An 18,820-nucleotide genomic window follows, 5' to 3' on the forward strand; every position below is an offset into this window, starting at 1 on the left:
GCGCCGCGCTGTTTTCGGGCTCTCGTTCTCGCCATGTGCCGCCCTTGCTAAATGTGCCGGAAGCTGGTCAACCTCGCCGATCTTTACAACAGATCGATGATCCATGTTCTTCGCTTCCGACAACTGGGCCGGCGTTCATCCAGCCATAGCGGATGCCCTGTCCGCCAATTCAACCGGCTTCTCAGCGGCTTATGGCAATGGCGAGCTGGACAAGGCAGTGGCCGAGCGGTTCAACGAAATCTTCGAGCGCGAGGTCGCCGTCTTCTTCGTCGCCACCGGCACGGCGGCCAATGTGCTCTCGCTGGCGGCCTACAACAGGCCGGGCGGGATTGTCTTCTGCCACCGCGAAGCGCATGTCATCGAAGACGAGTGCGGCGCGCTGGAATATCTCGGCAGCGCCCGCCTGCAACCCGTCGATGGAAACCTCGGCCGTATCGACCCCGGCAATCTGGAGCGGGCGCTGCGCCGGTATGAGCCGGAATCCGTTCATGCCGGCAGGCCGATGGCCGTCACCGTCACCCAGTCGACGGAGGCCGGCACGGTCTACGCGCTCGACGACATCGACGCGATCTCCGCATTGGCAAAGGCGCACCGCCTGCCGCTGCATATGGATGGCGCGCGCCTGGCCAACGCGCTGGCGGCGCTTGGCGCCACCCCGGCCGAGATGACCTGGAAGCGCGGCGTCGATATCCTCTCCTTCGGCGGCACCAAGAACGGCTGCTGGTGCGCCGAGGCAATCGTCCTATTTGACACCGGCCTCGCGCGTGAGATGGCCTTCCTGCGCAAGCGGGCCGGCCAGCTTTTCTCCAAATCGCGTTTCGTCGCCGCCCAGTTCGACGCCTATCTGAAAGACGGCCTCTGGCTGGAAACGGCCAATCATTCGAATGCCATGGCCGCCAAGCTCGCGGAGGTCCTTGAGCAATCGCCGGTATCGCGGCTGGCGTGGCGGCCGCAGTCGAACGAGGTGTTCGCGATCATCAGGACCGGCGCAGCCGGGAAACTGAAGGCGGCGGGCGCCGCTTTCTACGACTGGCAGAAGCCGCAAGGTTTTGATGGCAACATCGCCGAGGACGAAGCGCTCTATCGCTTCGTCACCTCCTTCGCCACGAAGCCGCAGGACGTTGCCCAATTCGCCGCCATACTGGGTTCGGAACGTGCGGCATAGGCCATGCCCCGGTCAGTTCGCCACGACAGCGAAGCAGCATACCGGCGCCTGCAAATCACTCCGGAGAGGTCCATGAAGGCCCGGGACGCCTTCATCAGCCACCGCCACCGGTTTTCGCTGGGCAGCAACGACGAGACCGGCCAGTTCTACCTGTCGATACCGGTCGGCAACCGCCTTGCGGACTATGAGGAATATTACGCGCTCACGCCGGAGGAATTTGAACGCTTCCTGCATGACGAAGAGGCGGCCGCCTCCTTTGCCAACCGCTGCCGCACCCGACAGCTCGACCATCTGCTCGTCGTTCCGCCCGGAAGCGATCGCGGGCAGGGATAGCGGCGGACAAAAGAAAACGGCGCCTTGCGGCGCCGCTTCCGTCTCGGGAGGGAGACCAGTTCAGTTCGCGGTTTTCGCCTCGATCTGCTTGGCCTTCGCGGAGGTCGCGGCAATCGCGATCTTGCGGGGCTTCAGCTCTTCGGGGATGTTGCGCTTCAGATCGATGTGAAGCAGGCCGTTCTTCAGCGCCGCGCCGACGACGTCGACATGATCGGCAAGCTGGAAGCGGCGGTCGAAGGCGCGCGCGGCAATGCCGCGGTAAAGCACTTCGCTGCCTTCACCGTTCGTCTCGTCCTTGCGGTCGCCCTTGATCGTCAGCACGTTGCGGTGCGCCTCGATCGAGATGTCGTCTTCGGCAAAACCGGCGACGGCCATCGAGATCCGGTACGAATCCTCGCCCGTGCGTTCGATGTTGTAGGGCGGATAGCTCTGGCCGCCTTCCGGCTGCGCGAGCGAGTCAAGCATGGTGAAAAGACGGTCGAAACCAACGGTGGATCGATAAAGCGGGGAAAAATCGACATGACGCATGATGTGTTCTCCTGTGAGCAACAAGGTTTGCGTTTGGCCCCGACGGAATCCTGACGGCATCCCGGACAGACCAGCGGCCCCGATATCGGCGGCCGCATCCGACATTTGGGTGCGGCCCGCCGTCGTTTCAAGACTTTTTGCGCGTCTGGACCCACCCTGCTCGATGAACGGGAGATGAACCGACGCTTCGGCCCCCATTCAGGCGCGTCCGCCTACCCTGCGGCCAACATGGACAAAGCGGCGCTGTATGCGCCGCAGAAGCGAACCGGGTGTAACGTCCCTTCCTCCCGGATCGACAGAGGCCGGAAGTGCGCATCGGGCGGCTTCCGGCTTTCCTGTTTTCCGTACGGTCTTTGCATTTGGCGCGTTTGCTTCTATCACCGGATAAAGCCATCGAAGCGCCAATGACGGACCTTTTCCACCACACGCCGGGCAATCCCGAACCGGAACACGCGACCGGCGGCTTCCTGACGGCTGCGGATGGCAGGAAGATCCGCTACGCCTGCTTTGCCGCCACCGCCAGGCCGCTCAAGGGAACGATCATCCTCCTGCCGGGGCGCAACGAATGCATCGAGAAATATTTCGAGACGATCCGCGACCTCACGGCGCGCGGCTTCGGTGTCGCCACGCTCGACTGGCGCGGCCAGGGCGCATCCGGGCGTTTCCTTAAAGATGGCCAGCGCGGCTACGTGAAAAGCTTTGGCGATTATGTCGCCGATCTCGAACTTCTTTTCGAACAGATCGTGCTGCCTGACTGCCGCGGCCCGTACCATGTGCTGGCGCACTCGGCTGGCGCGACCGTTGCGCTTCTGGCGGCGCCCCTGCTCGCCAACCGCATCCGGCGGATGGTGCTGATCGCGCCCTTCCTGGAACTTCCCGGCCAACCCGTTTCGATACGGACGGTCCGCTGGGTCACCGCCGTCCTGTGCTTCCTGGGCTTTGGACGCCGCTACGCCGCCTGGGGACCGAGACCAAAACAGACGGCGCCCTTCGACACAAACAAGCTGACCACCGATCCGGAACGCTACAGGCGCAACACGCTGATCTACGAATCCTTCCCGCAGCTCGCGCTGGGCGGCCCGACCGTTCAGTGGCTTCACGCCGGCGCGGTCGCCTCGCAAACCATCCGGAAGCCCGAATTCATCGCCAAAATCGCCATCCCGACGCTCATCGTCGCGGCCGGCGCCGACGAGGTCGTGTCGACCAAGGCGGTGGCCGAATACGCCGAGCGCATGCGGCTCGGCTCGCTGGTGCTCATCCCCGGCGCCCGCCATGAACTCCTGCAGGAGGCCGACATCTATCGCGAGCAGTTCCTCGCCGCCTTCTTCGCCTTCGTTCCCGGAACCGAAGAGACTTCCTAGCCGCGCAACGCAGCCATGGCGGCCGCATGAAGCTCGGGCGTCGCGGCCGCGATGACATCGCCGCCCGATTCCGCCGGCCCACCCTCGAACGTGGTGATCACGCCACCGGCCTTTTCAATGATCGGGATCAGAGCCACGATGTCATAGGGTTTGAGCCCCGGCTCGACAACGATATCGACATGGCCCGCCGCCAGCATGGCGAAGGCGTAGCAGTCCGTACCGTAGCGGACGAGCTGGACCTGCTTTTCGAAACGGTCGTAGCGGCTGCGCATCTCGCCGGTGAACAAAGCCGGCGTGGTGGTGAACAGTGTAGCGTCCTCAACGCGCGTCGTTTGGCGCACCGCGAGCCGGCGGGATCCGCTGGGACCTTCATAGTGGGAACCCGAGCCATTGGCGTAGAAAAGCTCGCCGGTGAAGGGTTGCGACATCATTCCGGCCACGGCCTCGCCATCTTCCGTCAGCCCGACCAGCGTGCCCCACACCGGTATGCCCGAAATGAAGGCGCGGGTGCCGTCGATGGGATCGATGACCCACACGTGGCGGCTTGAAATATTGTGGTTGCCATGTTCCTCGCCGAGTATCCCGTGGTCAGGAAATTCTGCGCCGATCAGCGAACGGATTGCGCTTTCAGCCTCGCGATCAGCTTCCGTCACGGGATCGAAGCCCGCCGAAAGCTTGTTCGACACGGTGCCCTGGTTGCGGAAGCGCGGCAGCGTCTCGGCCGCCGCGACCTGCGCAAGCCTGCGAATGAATTCTGCCGAAATCTCCAAGGATGGCCCTCCAGATAGTCTGCCCGCCGGCGGACGGATCGCGCATCCATAGTAAACTGTGATGGGAATGTCACGGGAGCTTCAGGAAGACGGCCCGGCCATCGCCATGTTTGAAAACATCGGCAGTCGGCTTGACATTTGTGCAGCGCACAATAGGCTGATTGTCGGACAGGTTCTCCTGTCCATGCCCTCCTTGGGCGTTTCCTCCCTAGACTCCGACCGCGTCGTGCAAACGATGCGGTCTTTTTTTAAGCCGTGAGTTCGGGCGGAAATTTTACGGCTGTGCCGGAAGGCGCGTTACTCGGCCGCGAGCGGCAAATCGACCAGATGATGATCGGGAATCGCCATCAGATCGGCGCAGAAATGCGTCAAATCGTCGGCCAGCGCATCGAAACCCGAGGATTTCTGGAACGTGTGTTCGTTCATGTAAAGCCCGCGGTTGACCTCGATCTGCAGCGCATGGAGATGCCGCGCGGGGCGTCCGTAGTGCTCGGTGATAAAGCCGCCCGCATAAGGCTTGTTGTGCGCTACACAATAGCCCATTGCCGACAGCAGACTGATCGCCGTTTCAGTGAGCGCCGGGGAAGCCGAGGTGCCGAAACGGTCCCCGACAATGAAATCCGGCCTGAAGCCGGAATCCCCTACGCGGATGCTTGCCGGCATCGAATGGCAGTCGATAAGCGCGGCAAAGCCAAACACCGCATGGGTGCGCGTCAGAAGCCGCTTCAGCGTTCCATGGTACGGCTTGTAGATCGTCTCGATCCGCGTCACCGCCTCCGCCAGGGGCAAGCGGCCCGAATAGATTTCCAGCCCCTCGCCCACCAGCTTGGGCACGGTGCCCAGGCCACCGGCGACCCTTGCCGAGCGAATGTTGCAGTAGGAGGGAACCGGTTCGGCGAACATGCGCGGATCGAGTTCCCACGGCTCCCGGTTCACATCGAGATAGGCGCGCGGAAAATTGGCCGCCAGCATCGGTGCTCCAAGCGCGACGGCGCCGCCGAACAGTTCGTCGACGTAGCAATCTTCCGAGCGGCGTATGGCCTTGCTGTCCAGCTTCGCCATCGCCAGGAAGCGTTCCGGATAAAACCGGCCGCTGTGCGGAGAATTGAAGATGAAGGGAACGCGCTGCTCTGCGCCTGAGCGAATCTCGAAAGGCGGGACGGCCGAAAAATCCTCCATTGCCGGTTTCAACGTGAACGCATCCGCACAAGCCGCTTTTCCATGTTGGAAGGGTGCCACCACGGCCTGCCGATGTCCAGCGTTTCACAGGCGTTGAAGACGTTGTATGTCCAACAGATCGTACGAAGCGTTCACTTGATGTTTACCGTCCTCTATTCATATACAGGATGGTTAACGGGGCTGCTTGTTGGCAGCCTTGAGGCCTGATTCGGACGGGACAAAATGGCACGCATTCTTCTGGCGGAAGACGACGACGACATGCGCCGCTTCCTCGTCAAGGCGCTTGAGCGCGCCGGTTACCAGGTCAGCGATTTCGACAATGGCGCCAGTGCCTATGAGCGGCTGCGCGAGGAGCCTTTCTCGCTGCTGCTGACGGACATCGTCATGCCGGAGATGGACGGCATAGAACTCGCCCGCCGCGCCACCGAGATCGATCCCGACCTCAAGGTCATGTTCATCACCGGTTTTGCCGCCGTGGCCCTCAACCCGGATTCCAAGGCGCCGAAGGACGCCAAGGTGCTGTCCAAGCCTTTCCACCTGCGCGATCTCGTCAACGAGGTCGAGAAGATGTTGCAGGCGGCCTGACGGCGATTTCGCGGAAGATTTTTCCAGCTTCTGTTTGCTGCTTCCGCTATTGACGCGCTAGGTCAAAAATGGTGTATGCGCGGCTTCGGATGGGCGTGTAGCTCAGCGGGAGAGCACTGCATTGACATTGCAGGGGTCACAGGTTCAATCCCTGTCACGCCCACCATCCAACTCCTTGAAATCGCAAGAAAGATCCCGTCACCTCGCGAGAGGTGCGATCCTTTGCACGTCTGGTCCGCCAGCGTCGAATTGCGCGCCCGCCTCCTGTACAGTTGCGACCGGGCTCGACCTGCTTCGCAGTGCGCAGGCGCGCGAGGCACGTCAACTTCCTGAAGAACGCTAGCCTGGACCAGAGCTGCGCCGCCAATCTAACCGGTTGATACAATTAAATTTGTTGCGGCTCTGGAAGAAAAGTCTTCACGTCCTGCCCATTAAATGTCTCGTACAGTGTACTGACGACGCGCAAGATGGAGGGAAATCATGCGGAAATTGCTTTTTGCATTGGCCATCGGGGCCAGTTTTGCCATTGCCGGCCAGGCCCTGGCCCAAACCGCGGCAGATACCGACGCCGCTCTTGATGGAATCTTCGGATCTCACGAACCCTATCGCCACTTTCTTGAAACGTTGCAAAAGGCAGTCGCGACCGACGACAGGAAAGCCGTTGCCGCGATGATCGATTATCCATTTCAGGCGCGGATCAACGACAAGGCTACCAAGCTCAGGGACGCTGCCCATTTCATCGCGGACTACGAAAAGATCATGACGCCGAAGGTGAAGCATGCGGTCGCGAACCAGACCTATGCGACGCTCTTCGCCAACTGGCAGGGCGTGATGATCGGCGACGGCGAGGTTTGGTTTTCCGGCATTGGCGAAACCGGGAAGATCAAAGTCACCGCGATCAACGACTGAATGAACTTGGGGGTAGGCATATGTTTAGATACCTGATCACGTTGGCGCTCGCCATGAGCGCGCCGACATTCGTGCAGCCGGCCAAGGCACAGTCGACGGTCGAGTGTCATTCACGGCACTATCAATACGACGAGTGCTTTGCCGGCCCGCTCGTCAAACCGCAGCTGATCCATCAAATGTCGGGCAGTCCCTGCATTTTGAACCGGACATGGGGATACAACCCTAAAAGCAGGTATATCTGGGTCGCCCAGGGTTGCGCTGGGGTTTTTGCAGACGTCGGCGGCTACCACCATGGTCGTGGTGACGACTTCGACAAGAACGCCAGGATGTATGACCATCATGGACATGATCTCGGAAACGTTGTCGCCGGAGCCGTTCTAGGCGCCATCATCGAGGGGATGGCGGACGACAAGAAGCACGGCCATCGCCATACGACGAGCAATTACCGCGCTGACGACAAATACAACGGATGTCATGGCATCGGCTGCAAAGTCGACAATCCGGATGAAATCGACGACAGGCCGCAGTTCGACAGGAACGGCGAGCCCAATTTCGATACCCACGGCAACTACCAGGGATGCCACGGCGCCGGCTGCCTCGTCGACAATCCCGACGCAAACTGACGCGGCGACCGAAGACCGCCGAGGAATTTGATCGAAGACCGTTCTGGAGCGCTTCAGGGTTGGATTGAAGCGCTCCAGTTTCGCCCTGCGGACCTATCGCGTCGCCGCCATTGCTTCCCGTTCATGCAAAAGAAAGACCGGCCCTGAAAGGTCAGGGCCGGTCCTGGTCTGCTTCGTTTGATCGCGCGATTATGCTGTCTGCGGCACCACGATCGAAACGTCGTCACCACGCAGCTTGTGGATCATATCGTCTTCGTTCACGTCGTTGACGAGTTCGCAACCGGCATACCAATAAAGGTTGGCAAGCTCGCGAATGACGAAATTGCGTTCGATCTGCGGATCGTTTTCAACAGCCTGATCGGCGATTTCACGAACCGTACGCACGCCATCCACAAGCGGAACGATCTTTTCGACAACCGCCGAACTGGATGAGACACCGCGTGGATTGAGCCTGGTGTTCATCACAAATCCGCGTCGCAGAAAATCGCCCTTCACCAGCAGGCGTTCCTCGCTCGTGACATCCGGACCCATGACCAGCACCGCGTCGAGGAAGGCATGCCGTTCGTCGATGACGTTGCTTTCCTTGAGAATACGGCTGGCCGCTCCCTGGAGTTCATGGTCGTCGATGACGGCGATGCGGGCGCGAAGGCTTTTCTCGAAGTCCTTCAGGTCTTCCGACATCTGGTCCGGCAGATCGAGCCGGGTCAGCGGGTTGACTTCGAAGCCGCGGCGCTCGCGGCCGGAAATCAGCCGGGCGAAGGCAGAGCGTGCGGAGACGCGATCCGGAAGCTTCTGAATGCGGCGCGCATTCCAGAAGATCGAATTGCGCGGCGCGGAAGCCCCGCTGTACATGGCCATGCAGATCTGCCGCAGATCCTCGTACTCTGCCCGATATTCGCTTTCATAGAGGTCGAATGCCTCCTCTTCCGTGCAATCGCCGCGGAAGACAGAGTTGATACAGGCATTGAGGATCTCGGCATGCTGCATGCCGAGGAACACGCCTGTCGAGAACAGTGGATCGATGAAGCAAGCCGCATCGCCGAGCAGCGCAAAGCCCGGACCCCAGAAGTGCTCGCTCTTGTAGGACCAGTCGCGGAGGGTATAGGGCCCCCTGGTCATCGTGGCGCCTTCGACCAGCTCCTTGACCTTGTGGGTCTTTTCGATCTTGGCCATCAGGGCCTCGGTCCAGTCGCCATCCTTGAGGCGCTTGTACTCGTCGAGATCGAGAACCGCGCCGACACTGAGCAGGCCGACATGCAGCGGGATAGCCCAGAACCAGCCATCCTCGAAGCCTTCGACCAGCGTATTGCTGGAATCGATGCCCGGCAGACGTCCGGCATTCTCGAAATAGCCATAGACGGCCATATTGCGGATCTGCGGATCCCATTCGCGGCCGCCGAACTTCTCGCCCAGCACGCGCCACTGGCCGCTTGCATCGATGACGAAACGCCCGTGGGCTTCAAACGTGTTGCCTGTCTTCCGGCAACGGACGTTGACCCCTACGATACGGTCGCCATCCATGATCGGCTCCAGAGCCTCGTGCTCGCGATACACGCGGGCGCCGTTCTCTGCGGAGAGATTGAGCAACAGGTCGTCGAACTCGGGACGATAGAGCTGGTAGGAGTAGCCCGCGCTTGGATTTCCCTCGACGAAATAAACCGTCCAGGGTTCGGCATTGTCGCCCCACACGAACGTGGTGCCGCGTTTGCGGTTGTATCCACGCTTGTCGAGTTCCTTTTTGATGCCAAGGCGCTCCAGGACCGGAATCGCGCTGGGAATAAGGCCTTCGCCAATATGTTCACGTGGGAACGTTTCACGTTCAAGCTGGATCACGGAGCGTCCTGCTTTCGTCAGCAGGATCGACAAGGCGCTTCCGGCGGGCCCGCCGCCAATGACTACAACGTCGGCTTGCTCACGCATATTCGATGTCATTTGCTCACCTTTTTTACTTGCAGTGCCGACCAGTACGCCGACCAATCAAGTCAGCTTAACGGCGTTCCTGAGACGTGTCCATATTTTTAGATTTGAATGGAAACTGCCGTTTTTGGAACGCTGACGGTCTTAGTGGGCCGGTCACTCGAGCGACAATTCCACTGCGGCGCGGCTTTCATGCCAGCCTAGCAAGCGCTTCTCCGCGATCGCAAGCAGCAGATAGAGCAGATAGCCGATAAGTGACAAAAGAATGACCGACACCAGAACGATGCCGACGTCGGCGGTTTCCTGGCCGAGATTGAGAAGGTAGCCGAGACCGGCGCGCGCGCCCATCAGTTCGCCGATGACCGCGGCGGTCACGGCCAGCGTCACGCCAACCTTCATGCCGGTGAAAAGAAGCGGCAGCGACTGCGGCAGCTCTATGCGCAGCAGCCGCTTGAGCGGATTCATGTGCAGGATCTTGGCCAGCGCCAGGAGGTTGGGATCGATCGACCGCAATGAACTCAACATGTTTGAAAGCACGGGAAAGAAAGTGACGATTGCGACCAGCACGACCTTTGGCGTTGCGCCGAGGCCGAGCCAGAGCAGCAGAAGCGGTGCGATCGCGATTTTAGGCGCGGTCTGGATGAAGATGATGACCGGGTTCATCACGATCTCGATGACCGGAACGCGCACGAAAAGAACCGCCGTCAGCACGCCGATCACCGTGCCGATCACGAAGCCGAGAACGATTTCATAGAGCGTTACGGGGATGTGCCCGAGAAGCCCGGCCTTGGTCGTCAGGAACCAGGCCTTCTGGGCAAGCGTCCAGGGGTCCGGCACCAGGTAGGAAGGGACTTGGAACAACGCAACCAGCGCCCACCAGAGGCAGACGAAGATCCCTATCGACAGGACAGCACGAAACATGAATTTGCCTACTGCTTTTTTCTGGGGTCCGCCCGCCTGAGGAGGGCGCTGTTGCGTTCAGTTGAGACTAAAGCACGTCGCGTCAAATGGGTTCAGACGACGCACTTTAGTCGTTGTTTTATGCACGTCGTTTTCCCAAAAGCGCTGCGCGCTTCTGGGCGACCTGCATTAGAGATCGGCCGGCTTTTCGACGACCATATCCTTGGCATCGAAGGTCGTCGGAATGACCTTGTACTGCACGGCGATGTCGATGTTCTTCTGCCAGTCAGCGAGGTTGCCGTAGCCGAAGCCGTTCTTTTCAGTGTCCGGGCTCTGCCAGAGCGTCTTGATGAAGACCTCTTTGATGATCTCGGTGACCAGCTTCTCCTGGCCGGCAAATGTCGGCGTGTAGTCCTTGATGACCATCGCCACTTCCTTCGCCGGATCGCCGTCGATGATGTGCTTCAGCGCCTTGTCCAGCGCGGTGATGAAGCCTTTCACCTGGGCCTTGTTCGAAGCCAGATAGGCATCGGAAGTCACCAGCACGTTGCCGTGGCTCGGCATGAAATCGTCCGAAGCGATCATGCCGACATCGACGCCGTCGTTCTTGAGCGCGTAGTAACGCAGGGCCGAGAAGGTGACCGCGTCAACTTGGTCCGACTTCAGAGCGTCGATGATGGCGCCGGTGCCGACGATCTGGACGTTGATGTCCTCGATCTTCTTGCCGATCTGGCTCATCATGACCTGCAGCTGGATGTAGTTCGGGCTGCCGTAGCTGGTGACGGCGACCTTCTTGCCGACGAGATCGGCAGGTGTCTTGATCCCGCTGGAGTTCTTGAACAGGGTGGCGCCGATGCCGCGCTGGTAGGTCGAGTGGACGACCTTGACAGGCAGGCCATTGGCGCGCGCCGAGATGACGGAATCGCCGTTCGGGAAGCCGAACTGCACGTTGCCGGCGGCAATGTTGTTCAGAATGTCGGACGCATTGGCGTAGAGGAATTCAACCTCAAGCCCCTGCTCCTTGAAGTATCCGTATTTGTCGGCGACGAAGAGCGGCAGGTAATAAGGGACCGCCGCCCCGTCGATCTGAATCGTCACTTTTTCAGCGCGGGCAGCGGTTGCCGCCACTGCCATGATGGCTACGAGCGCCAGCGCTTTCACCGCGCTGGTTATTCCCCTCATTATTCTCATTTTGCTACTCCTGGTTTCTGGTTGGTATTGTTGCCGCAATTCATGAGCAAGCGGCGGCTGCGGCTTCGGCACCGATGCGCAGCACGTCGCGTTGCGTTGTTTCGTAATCCTCCAGCCAGCCGTCGCTTCGACGGTGGGCATGCACGGCCAGCACCGCGCCCGCCCGCACGCCCAGCGCACGGCCGACCGCCAGGATGACTTCCGCTTCCATCTCGACGGTGTCCGCGCCGCGTGCCGCGAACCGGTCGAGAAGCGTCGGCTCACCGGAACCGCCCGGGCTGGATGGCCTGCCCTGTGCCCGATAATAGCCGTCTGCGGTGATGCACTTACCGACACGGCCCGGCAGTTGCCGCGCCAGTCGCGCCGCCTCCAGTGCCGCCACGACTCCCTTGTCGGCGCAGGCCCGCTCGGCCGGACCGGTATAGAATTTCGCCGCACCGCTGTTGGGAATGGCCTCGTCGATCACCAGGAAATCGCCCAGGTTCAAATCCTCGGCCAACGCACCGCAGCCACCCGTGCGAATGGCGACCTCGACGCCGAGAGCGGCAAGCTCGACCATGGCGATTTCGGTCGAAGCCCCGCCTATGCCTGTCGAACAGACGCCGATCAACTTGTCGCCATACTGTCCATATCCCATACGGAATTCACGGTTCTGGCCGACGATGCGGAAATCGTCGAGCACAGCGGCGGCAAAATCGACCCGCGCCGGATCTCCCGGCAGCAGAAAAGCCTTCGGCACGACGTCCGGCAACGGCACGTGCGGCGGAATGTTGCCGCGCCATGGCCAAATCGCGCTGCGTTCGATCACCGCCATGACAGCAGCCATCTTTCAGTGGTCGCCAGCGATTGATAGATGAAAATGCCGAGCAGCGAGGTGATGAGCACCATCGCGAACAGCAGCGGCGTCTTGTAGGTCGTTCCGGCAAACACCATCAGGTATCCGAGACCGGTGCCGCCCGAAAGCCACTCCGCCAGGATTGCACCGATCGTCGCCTGCACGGCGGCGACCTTCAGGCCGGCGAAGATTTCCGGCACCGCCGAGGGCAGTTCCACCCGCACCAGCTTGCTCGTCCCGCCAAGCTTCAGGATCGCGCAAAGCGAATGAAGATTGGCCGGCACAGAACGCAGGCCGATCACCGTGCCGACCATGACCGGAAAGAACACCAGCGAGACGGTCAGCACGATCTTGGAGGTCAGGCCGAGACCGAACCAGAGGATGAACAGCGGCGCCAGCGCGATTTTCGGCGCCGTCTGGAAGAAGAAGAGATAGGGACCGATGGCGCGCTCCACGCGCGGCGACTTGCCGAGCAGAACACCCAGCAGGAAGCCGGCGACCGAGCCGATCAAAAGCCCGGCGACGATGACGCCGACCGTATGCCCCAGATGCGGCCATATGGTCCCGTCGACGAAAAGCCTGACGACTTCGGCAAGCACCGCATCGGGCGGCGGCAGGACGAACGGGGGAACCTTGAAGGCTACCACATAGCCCCACCACGCACCCAGAAGGACCAGCGGCGTGGCAAGCCCGAAAACGACTCGAAGCTGCTGCTCGCTCATTTCAGTTCTTTCCTGAGCGTGGCAAGCCAGCGGTGGAATTCCGGATCGTCCTTGAGCGCTTCCGAACGCTTGCGGTTCAAGCCCAGTTCGTGAACGGTGCGGATACGGCCCGGCCTCGCCGACATGACGGCGACGCGGTCCGACAGATAGGCGGCTTCCTCAATGGAGTGGGTGACGAACACGATCGTCGATCCGGTTTCGGCATGGATGCCGAGCAATTCGTCGTTCAGCCGGTCGCGCGTCAGAAGGTCGAGCGCGCCGAACGGCTCATCCATCAGCACGATGCGCGGCTTGTAGACCAGGGCACGCGCGATCGCGGCGCGCTGGCGCATGCCACCGGACAGTTCCTTCGGCAGCGCCTTGTTGAAATCCGCCAGGCCGACAAGCGACAGCATGGCCTTCGACCGTTCCGTGCTTTCCTGCTTACCGACACCGAGGACGTCGAGCGGAAAGCGCACATTGTCGAGGATGGTGAGCCATGGCAACAGCACCGGCTCCTGGAACACGAAGCCGATATCGGAGCCGCTGGACGGCGCCCCGTCGCGCCATTCGAGACTGCCCGCGGTCGGCGTTTCCAGACCTGCGAGAATACGAAGGAAAGTAGACTTGCCACAGCCCGAGGGGCCGATGAGGCTCAAAAATTCACCTTCTGCAATATCGATTGTCGTCGGGGTAAGGGCTTCAACCGTCTCGCCATTGCGCGAGCGGAAAATCTTGGTGACCCCGTTGGCTTTGACCAAAGCGGTCTTTTGAGGTGTTACCGATACGTGTTCCAATTTTTCGACAAATCCCCATTCTCGTCTAATTAATGCGAAAAATTCGCAGGTATAATCGTTTAAGTCAAACACAAACTGATTGTCCATCACCCAGCATATGAACAATCGGTTTTCCCAACAGGAGAGTAGCATTTTTCGCTACTTGAGGCTTGGAAATTGTGTTTTGCCGGACCTGAAACGGCGGTGCCGTCGGCAGTTTCAGGCCCGGGAAACCGATCCACCGAAAATTGCGGTTAAAGGCTGGCTACGCGGCGTCAAAGTTGATAGCGAGGAGCCTCCGTCAACAATCAGGGGGACCCCATGTTCACCAACACCTTTCCCGAGCGCGCGGTGATCTCCGAAACCGTGGCCAAAATGCTGCTCGAGATCAACGCGGTCCATTTTCGCGCCGATCAGCCTTACACATTCACGTCGGGGCTAACGAGCCCGGTCTACATCGACTGCCGCAAGCTCATTTCCTATCCCCGCATCCGGTCCGCGATGATGGACTTCGCTGCCTCCATCATCTTCCGCAATGTCGGCTTCGAGCAGTTCGACGCCGTCGCGGGCGGCGAGACCGCCGGCATCCCGTTCGCTGCCTGGCTTGCCGACCGCATGGGCCTGCCCATGCAGTATGTCCGCAAGAAACCGAAGGGCTTCGGCCGCGACGCACAGATCGAGGGAACGCTCGCCGAAGGCGCCCGCGTTCTGCTCGTCGAGGATCTGACGACGGACGGCGGCAGCAAGATCAAGTTCGCCGAGGCCGTCGCCAAGACAGGCGCGCGCGTCACCGACACCTTCGCTGTTTTCTACTACGGCATCTTTCCTGACACGCCGGCCAAGCTTGAAGCCGCCGGGATGAGGCTGCACTATCTGGCAACGTGGAGGGATATCCTTAAGGTCTGCAAGGAACAGAACCGCTTTTCCCCGGAGATCCTCGTTGAAGTGGAGTCATTTCTAAACGAACCCGTGAAATGGTCGGCCAACCATGGCGGCGTTTCCAGCTTGCCCAGCTGAAGTGGAAAGGACAGGAACGATGTTTGACACACTTCTCAAGAACCTGGACGAGCAAGGCCGCGGTGTGCGCGCCTACGATGCATGCGCACGGACGGCGCGAAACAACACTGTTGCCCATCCCGACAAGGCAGCCGCGTTCCTGCTGATCGCGATCGCCGCGCAACGGTTCGTCGACGCTTATGACGACCAGCCGCTGACCGTCGAAAAAGCCGGCGAGGAATTCGATCAGATCGGTTCCTTGATCACGCTGCTTGGGGACGCGTACGCCACCGGCTCCGCCGAACAACGGATCGCCGCCCTGAATACCGTGGCAGCACGCCTGGCGGCAACGCCGAAGGCCTGACGACTTCGGCGTTGTTCCGCATTCAGGCAGTCCGCGGCCCGGCTGCCTGAATGGCTTCCCACACTCTCAGCGGGGTCGCCGGCATGGCAATGTCGGTGACCCCAACGGGGGCCAGGGCGTCGAGAACGGCGTTGATGACTGTCGGTGTGGCGGCGACAGTGCCGCCCTCCCCGACGCCCTTGACGCCGAGCAGATTGGTCGAGCTTGGCACAAGGCTGAAATCGACGCCGATATCCGGCATGATATCGGCGCGCGGCACCGCATAATCCATGAGCGACCCGGTGACGAACTGGCCGGACTCGTCATAGACGATGTCCTCCATCAATGCCTGGCCCACGCCCTGCACGATGCCGCCATGAATCTGCCCCGCCGAGGTGAGCGGATTGATGATGAAGCCGATATCGTCGACAACCGTATAGCGGTCGAGCGCAACGACGCCGGTTTCGGGATCGATCTCGACTTCGCAGATATGACAGCCATTGGGGAAGCTCGGAACATCCGCCGAGAAGGTTCCCGAGCCGTGCAGGCCGACCCCCAGTTCGTTCGGCAGGCCAAAGGGCATGTACGATCTCTGCGCCACCTGAACGATGGACATCGTCTTGTCGGTTCCGGCGACACTGAACTGGCCTTCCTCGAAGACGATGTCACCCGCGCTCGCCTCCATGAAATGGGCGACGAACTTCTTGCCGCGCTCGATGACGTCTTCCGCCGCCACCTTCAGCGCGCTGCCGCCGACGATCATGCTGCGGGAGCCGTAAGTGCCGCGGCCGACGAGCACTTCGTCCGTATCGGCCTGCACCAGGCGCACGCTTTCGAGCGGCACGTTGAGCCATTCCGAAACCATCTGCGCAAACGCGGTCTCATGCCCCTGTCCGTGCGAGACAAGGCCGGAAACCACCGACAGCGTCCCGCTGGGATCGAACTTGATCTCCATGCGGTCGTTGAACATGCCGGTATTGTCGATGTAGTAGGTCAGACCCCGGCCCCGCAGCTTGCCCATTGCCTGTGATTTGGCGCGTCGGGCCTCGTAGCCATCCCAGTCTGCATTCTTCTGGCACTTTTCCAGCGCGGTGATGAAATCGCCGCTGTCATAGGTCCAGCCCGTCTTGCTGGAATAAGGCATCGCCGACTTGGTGATGAGGTTTTTGGCGCGCAACTCGACCGGGTCCATACCCATCTCGCGCGCTGCCTGCTCGACGATCCGCTCGATCGTATAGACGGCTTCCGGACGGCCCGCCCCCCGGTAGGGAACGGTCGGCGCCGTGTTGGTGAAGACGGCGGATGTCGAGACCGACACGGCGGGAATGTCGTAGACGGTCTGGCCGAGTTTCAGCGCCATGATCAGCGGCACCACCCCGGCGCCTTCGATATAGGCGCCGACATTGTTCAGCGCCGACCAGCGCAGCGCCAGGAACTTGCCATCCGCCGCCAGCGCCAATTCCGCCGTGACCGTCTGGTCGCGGCCGTGATTGTCGCCCATCAGCGCTTCTGATCGCGTCGCCACCCATTTCACCGGCCGGCCGAGCTTGCGCGCGGCCCAGACGACCACCGCGTCTTCGGGATAGACCTGCGTCTTCATGCCGAAGCCGCCGCCGACATCGCGCGCCACGACGCGGATCTTGCCCTGCGGCACCCGCAGGATGCGCATGCTCAGCGTCTGCCGCAGGCCGTGCACGTTCTGGGTGCTTGTGTAGAGCGTATAGCGTCCGTTGCCCTCGTCATAATCGCCGATGCAACCCCGCGGCTCCATGGCGAACGCGTTGACGCGGTTGTTGAAGAGTTCCAGCTTGGTGATGTGATGCGCCGCGGCGAACGCCTTCTCGATCTCCCCGCTATTGCCCATCATCAGCCTGAAGGACGTGTTGTCGGGCGCGCCCTCGTAGAGCTGGGGCGCATCGGCCTTCACCGCGTCGGCGGCGCTGATGACCGCCGGCAGGATATCGTAATTCACCTCGATCAGTTCCGCCGCGTCCCTTGCGACGGCTTCAGTGGTGGCGATGACTACCGCCACCCTTTCGCCGACATAGCGGACGCGGTCGAAGGCGAGCGGCCACCGCCTCGTGCGGTACCCTTTCGGCCCGCCCATATCTTCCGGCATGGTTTCCGGTTCGATGGCGCCCAGCCCGTCGGCCTGCCAGTCGGCTCCGGTCAGCACGTCGATCACGCCAGGCAGATCGCGAGCCGCGGACACGTCGACCGACTTGATGTCGGCATGGGCGTGCGGCGAATAGACGAAGGCCGCATAGGCTTGCCGCCCGAGTGTGATGTCGGCGACATATTTGCCGCGTCCGGTCATGAACCGGGGGTCTTCAACGCGTTGAACCGGCTGGCCGATGCCAAATTTGCTAGCGTCAAGGTTCATGATGAAATCCCGTTGCACAAAGACATATCGAGCACGAAACCGTGCCATTGAAAAGCGACCTGACATGGTCCGGGCAACCAGAATACCCGCGTCCGGGCGCTGCCCGCTTTCACCCCGTCCGCTCCGACTGAAGACCGCCTTCTCGCGCCCGCGCCTTGGTATCGGTCCAGAACAGGGCGATGGCGCACAGCGCCACTAGGCTGCCCCACAGGAGATAGGACGCCGACGCCGTCCTGATCGGCAGGATCGACGGTGACAGATAGATGAAGAGACCGACGACGCTGATAAGCGACTGGATGTGCGTGCGCACCCGGCCCACCACCTCCCCGGCGCAAATCTCCAGGACTCGCCCGTCGCAGACGACCTTGGTGATCGAGAACAGGCAGCCGAGGAAGAAATAGGCGATCATCAGGGATGCCGGCCGCTCCACCGACCAGACGAGCGCCGTCACCAGCCCGAGCAGGATCGCCGACCAGTATTCCACGTTCGACAGCCTGTGCAGGCCGATGAAGCGCGCAAGCAGCAGCGGCGAAAGCACGCCGCCGACGGACCACAAGGCATCGACGATGCCGAACAGCCGGCTGTCGCCGCCAAGCTCGTCCTTGACGAAGTTCGGCAAAAGCACGTTGGAAAGCTGGCCGACCGAAAAGCCGATCGCGGTCAGGAGGCCGATGCGCAGCACCGCCGGCATGGCGTTGAGCTCGCGCAGGCCGACGATCACTTCGGTGAAGACAGTGCCCCTGCGCGCCGCATTCACCCGCGCATCGGGCAGGAAATAGATCAGCCCGGCGGCGATGACGCAAAAAAGCGAGCAGAACAGATAGGCCGCGGCCGGCGAGAAATAGTGGATGCCCAGTCCGGCAATGCCCGAACCCGCGATCATGAAGCCCTGGCGGATGCTGCCGGCCATGGCGCTGATGCGCGGCTGATCCTTGCGTTCGCCCACCGCCTGCTGGATCGCATCCAGCGCGCCGGACATCACCACATAGCCCAATGACGCGCCGGCGGCGACGAACATCAGCGCCCACAGGCTCAAAGGCCAGCCGGCCGAAACCCACAACCACGGGATAAGCGTCGCACAGCCGATCAACAGCTGACCGATGATCGCCAGGTGCCGCCGGCTGTAGCGGTCGATCATCACGCCGACGAACGGACCGCACAGGATGATGACGGCGTGGCTGACGACAAAAATCTGTCCGACCGCGGCAAGTCCGGCCCCGGTCATGGCTGCCGACCACGCCTGGGCGACGATGCAGGCGCCGCGCGTTACATTGGTGAGGGCAAGGGCCGCATAGTAGAAACCGAGTTGGTTAGGTCGCATCGCG

At 61.4% G+C, this 18,820-nt stretch carries 19 protein-coding genes and 1 tRNA gene; 9 read left to right on the top strand and 11 right to left on the bottom strand.

What is annotated here, in order from left to right; all coding sequences use genetic code 11:
* The first annotated feature begins 103 nt into the window (after positions 1-103).
* Positions 104-1,165, top strand: a complete 1,062-nt coding sequence (locus tag ASD44_RS10520) for a low specificity L-threonine aldolase (RefSeq protein WP_056111403.1) — start codon at positions 104-106, stop codon at positions 1,163-1,165.
* 72 nt (positions 1,166-1,237) lie between these two features.
* Positions 1,238-1,498, top strand: coding sequence for a hypothetical protein (locus tag ASD44_RS10525; RefSeq protein WP_056111405.1), 261 nt, complete (start codon positions 1,238-1,240; stop codon positions 1,496-1,498).
* A 60-nt stretch (positions 1,499-1,558) separates the two neighbouring features.
* On the opposite strand, the gene ASD44_RS10530 is transcribed toward ASD44_RS10525, so the two are convergent.
* Complete coding sequence (locus tag ASD44_RS10530) at positions 1,559-2,026, bottom strand: Hsp20 family protein (protein ID WP_056115902.1); 468 nt, start codon at positions 2,024-2,026, stop codon at positions 1,559-1,561.
* A 404-nt stretch (positions 2,027-2,430) separates the two neighbouring features.
* Between ASD44_RS10530 and ASD44_RS10535 the strand changes: the two genes are divergently transcribed.
* On the top strand, positions 2,431-3,387 hold the full coding sequence (locus tag ASD44_RS10535) for an alpha/beta hydrolase (protein ID WP_056111408.1): 957 nt from the start codon (positions 2,431-2,433) through the stop codon (positions 3,385-3,387).
* Here ASD44_RS10535 and hisN read toward each other — a convergent pair.
* Together hisN and ASD44_RS10550 are read right to left on the bottom strand one after the other, a co-directional pair.
* Positions 3,384-4,157 carry a histidinol-phosphatase gene (gene hisN / locus ASD44_RS10540; RefSeq protein ID WP_056111411.1) on the bottom strand — a complete coding sequence of 258 codons (774 nt, stop codon included), beginning with the start codon at positions 4,155-4,157 and terminating at the stop codon, positions 3,384-3,386. The genes ASD44_RS10535 and hisN overlap by 4 nt on opposite strands.
* 297 nt (positions 4,158-4,454) lie before the next feature.
* Positions 4,455-5,336 carry an N-formylglutamate amidohydrolase gene (locus ASD44_RS10550; RefSeq protein ID WP_056111418.1) on the bottom strand — a complete coding sequence of 294 codons (882 nt, stop codon included), beginning with the start codon at positions 5,334-5,336 and terminating at the stop codon, positions 4,455-4,457.
* A gap of 222 nt (positions 5,337-5,558) precedes the next feature.
* On the opposite strand from ASD44_RS10550, the gene ASD44_RS10555 reads away from it, so the two are divergent.
* From ASD44_RS10555 to ASD44_RS10570, 4 genes are all read left to right on the top strand, one after another.
* Positions 5,559-5,921, top strand: coding sequence for a response regulator (locus tag ASD44_RS10555; protein ID WP_006199474.1), 363 nt, complete (start codon positions 5,559-5,561; stop codon positions 5,919-5,921).
* Positions 5,922-6,012: 91 nt separating this feature from the next.
* A tRNA-Val gene (locus tag ASD44_RS10560) sits at positions 6,013-6,087 on the top strand.
* A gap of 314 nt (positions 6,088-6,401) precedes the next feature.
* Positions 6,402-6,830, top strand: coding sequence for a hypothetical protein (locus tag ASD44_RS10565; RefSeq protein WP_056111421.1), 429 nt, complete (start codon positions 6,402-6,404; stop codon positions 6,828-6,830).
* A gap of 20 nt (positions 6,831-6,850) precedes the next feature.
* Positions 6,851-7,453 carry a DUF3011 domain-containing protein gene (locus tag ASD44_RS10570; RefSeq protein ID WP_056111423.1) on the top strand — a complete coding sequence of 201 codons (603 nt, stop codon included), beginning with the start codon at positions 6,851-6,853 and terminating at the stop codon, positions 7,451-7,453.
* Between the two features lie 189 nt (positions 7,454-7,642).
* On the opposite strand, the gene ASD44_RS10575 is transcribed toward ASD44_RS10570, so the two are convergent.
* The 6 genes from ASD44_RS10575 to ASD44_RS10600 form a co-directional block, all read right to left on the bottom strand.
* Positions 7,643-9,385 carry an NAD(P)/FAD-dependent oxidoreductase gene (locus ASD44_RS10575; RefSeq protein ID WP_056206788.1) on the bottom strand — a complete coding sequence of 581 codons (1,743 nt, stop codon included), beginning with the start codon at positions 9,383-9,385 and terminating at the stop codon, positions 7,643-7,645.
* A gap of 141 nt (positions 9,386-9,526) precedes the next feature.
* Complete coding sequence (locus ASD44_RS10580) at positions 9,527-10,291, bottom strand: ABC transporter permease (RefSeq protein ID WP_056111428.1); 765 nt, start codon at positions 10,289-10,291, stop codon at positions 9,527-9,529.
* A gap of 168 nt (positions 10,292-10,459) precedes the next feature.
* Entirely contained in the window at positions 10,460-11,461 is a 1,002-nt protein-coding gene (locus ASD44_RS10585) for an ABC transporter substrate-binding protein (protein ID WP_082542439.1), read from the bottom strand.
* Positions 11,462-11,501: 40 nt separating this feature from the next.
* Positions 11,502-12,287, bottom strand: coding sequence for a nucleoside phosphorylase (locus ASD44_RS10590; RefSeq protein WP_200946413.1), 786 nt, complete (start codon positions 12,285-12,287; stop codon positions 11,502-11,504).
* Complete coding sequence (locus ASD44_RS10595) at positions 12,266-13,018, bottom strand: ABC transporter permease (RefSeq protein ID WP_056111434.1); 753 nt, start codon at positions 13,016-13,018, stop codon at positions 12,266-12,268. The genes ASD44_RS10590 and ASD44_RS10595 overlap by 22 nt, the downstream gene beginning before the upstream one ends.
* Positions 13,015-13,758: an ABC transporter ATP-binding protein gene (locus tag ASD44_RS10600; protein ID WP_244478754.1), complete on the bottom strand. Its 744-nt coding sequence runs from the start codon at positions 13,756-13,758 to the stop codon at positions 13,015-13,017. The genes ASD44_RS10595 and ASD44_RS10600 overlap by 4 nt, the downstream gene beginning before the upstream one ends.
* 336 nt (positions 13,759-14,094) lie before the next feature.
* Here ASD44_RS10600 and ASD44_RS10605 point away from each other — a divergent pair, with 336 nt between their 5' ends.
* On the top strand, positions 14,095-14,790 hold the full coding sequence (locus ASD44_RS10605; RefSeq protein WP_056111439.1) for an orotate phosphoribosyltransferase: 696 nt from the start codon (positions 14,095-14,097) through the stop codon (positions 14,788-14,790).
* A 19-nt stretch (positions 14,791-14,809) separates the two neighbouring features.
* Positions 14,810-15,133 carry a hypothetical protein gene (locus ASD44_RS10610; protein ID WP_056111443.1) on the top strand — a complete coding sequence of 108 codons (324 nt, stop codon included), beginning with the start codon at positions 14,810-14,812 and terminating at the stop codon, positions 15,131-15,133.
* A 22-nt stretch (positions 15,134-15,155) separates the two neighbouring features.
* Here the strand turns inward: ASD44_RS10610 and ASD44_RS10615 are convergent, their stop codons facing one another.
* Both ASD44_RS10615 and ASD44_RS10620 read right to left on the bottom strand, forming a co-directional pair.
* On the bottom strand, positions 15,156-17,495 hold the full coding sequence (locus ASD44_RS10615; RefSeq protein ID WP_056111446.1) for a xanthine dehydrogenase family protein molybdopterin-binding subunit: 2,340 nt from the start codon (positions 17,493-17,495) through the stop codon (positions 15,156-15,158).
* 109 nt (positions 17,496-17,604) lie between these two features.
* Positions 17,605-18,816: an MFS transporter gene (locus tag ASD44_RS10620; RefSeq protein ID WP_056111450.1), complete on the bottom strand. Its 1,212-nt coding sequence runs from the start codon at positions 18,814-18,816 to the stop codon at positions 17,605-17,607.
* Positions 18,817-18,820 lie beyond the last annotated feature (4 nt).

The sequence above is a fragment of the Mesorhizobium sp. Root554 genome, from assembly GCF_001427025.1.
Lineage (GTDB): Bacteria > Pseudomonadota > Alphaproteobacteria > Rhizobiales > Rhizobiaceae > Mesorhizobium.

Bases quoted from the DNA above. Each gene is read 5' to 3' on its own strand.
- ASD44_RS10585 (WP_082542439.1), bottom strand. From the start codon at position 11,461: ATGAGAATAATGAGGGGAATAACCAGCGCGGTGAAAGCGCTGGCGCTC.
- ASD44_RS10620 (WP_056111450.1), bottom strand. From the start codon at position 18,816: ATGCGACCTAACCAACTCGGTTTCTACTATGCGGCCCTTGCCCTCACC.
- ASD44_RS10535 (WP_056111408.1), top strand. From the start codon at position 2,431: ATGACGGACCTTTTCCACCACACGCCGGGCAATCCCGAACCGGAACAC.
- ASD44_RS10555 (WP_006199474.1), top strand. From the start codon at position 5,559: ATGGCACGCATTCTTCTGGCGGAAGACGACGACGACATGCGCCGCTTC.
- ASD44_RS10610 (WP_056111443.1), top strand. From the start codon at position 14,810: ATGTTTGACACACTTCTCAAGAACCTGGACGAGCAAGGCCGCGGTGTG.
- ASD44_RS10615 (WP_056111446.1), bottom strand. From the start codon at position 17,495: ATGAACCTTGACGCTAGCAAATTTGGCATCGGCCAGCCGGTTCAACGC.
- ASD44_RS10605 (WP_056111439.1), top strand. From the start codon at position 14,095: ATGTTCACCAACACCTTTCCCGAGCGCGCGGTGATCTCCGAAACCGTG.
- ASD44_RS10550 (WP_056111418.1), bottom strand. From the start codon at position 5,336: ATGGAGGATTTTTCGGCCGTCCCGCCTTTCGAGATTCGCTCAGGCGCA.
- ASD44_RS10520 (WP_056111403.1), top strand. From the start codon at position 104: ATGTTCTTCGCTTCCGACAACTGGGCCGGCGTTCATCCAGCCATAGCG.
- ASD44_RS10590 (WP_200946413.1), bottom strand. From the start codon at position 12,287: ATGGCTGCTGTCATGGCGGTGATCGAACGCAGCGCGATTTGGCCATGG.
- ASD44_RS10575 (WP_056206788.1), bottom strand. From the start codon at position 9,385: ATGACATCGAATATGCGTGAGCAAGCCGACGTTGTAGTCATTGGCGGC.
- ASD44_RS10595 (WP_056111434.1), bottom strand. From the start codon at position 13,018: ATGAGCGAGCAGCAGCTTCGAGTCGTTTTCGGGCTTGCCACGCCGCTG.
- ASD44_RS10570 (WP_056111423.1), top strand. From the start codon at position 6,851: ATGTTTAGATACCTGATCACGTTGGCGCTCGCCATGAGCGCGCCGACA.
- ASD44_RS10565 (WP_056111421.1), top strand. From the start codon at position 6,402: ATGCGGAAATTGCTTTTTGCATTGGCCATCGGGGCCAGTTTTGCCATT.
- ASD44_RS10525 (WP_056111405.1), top strand. From the start codon at position 1,238: ATGAAGGCCCGGGACGCCTTCATCAGCCACCGCCACCGGTTTTCGCTG.
- ASD44_RS10580 (WP_056111428.1), bottom strand. From the start codon at position 10,291: ATGTTTCGTGCTGTCCTGTCGATAGGGATCTTCGTCTGCCTCTGGTGG.
- ASD44_RS10530 (WP_056115902.1), bottom strand. From the start codon at position 2,026: ATGCGTCATGTCGATTTTTCCCCGCTTTATCGATCCACCGTTGGTTTC.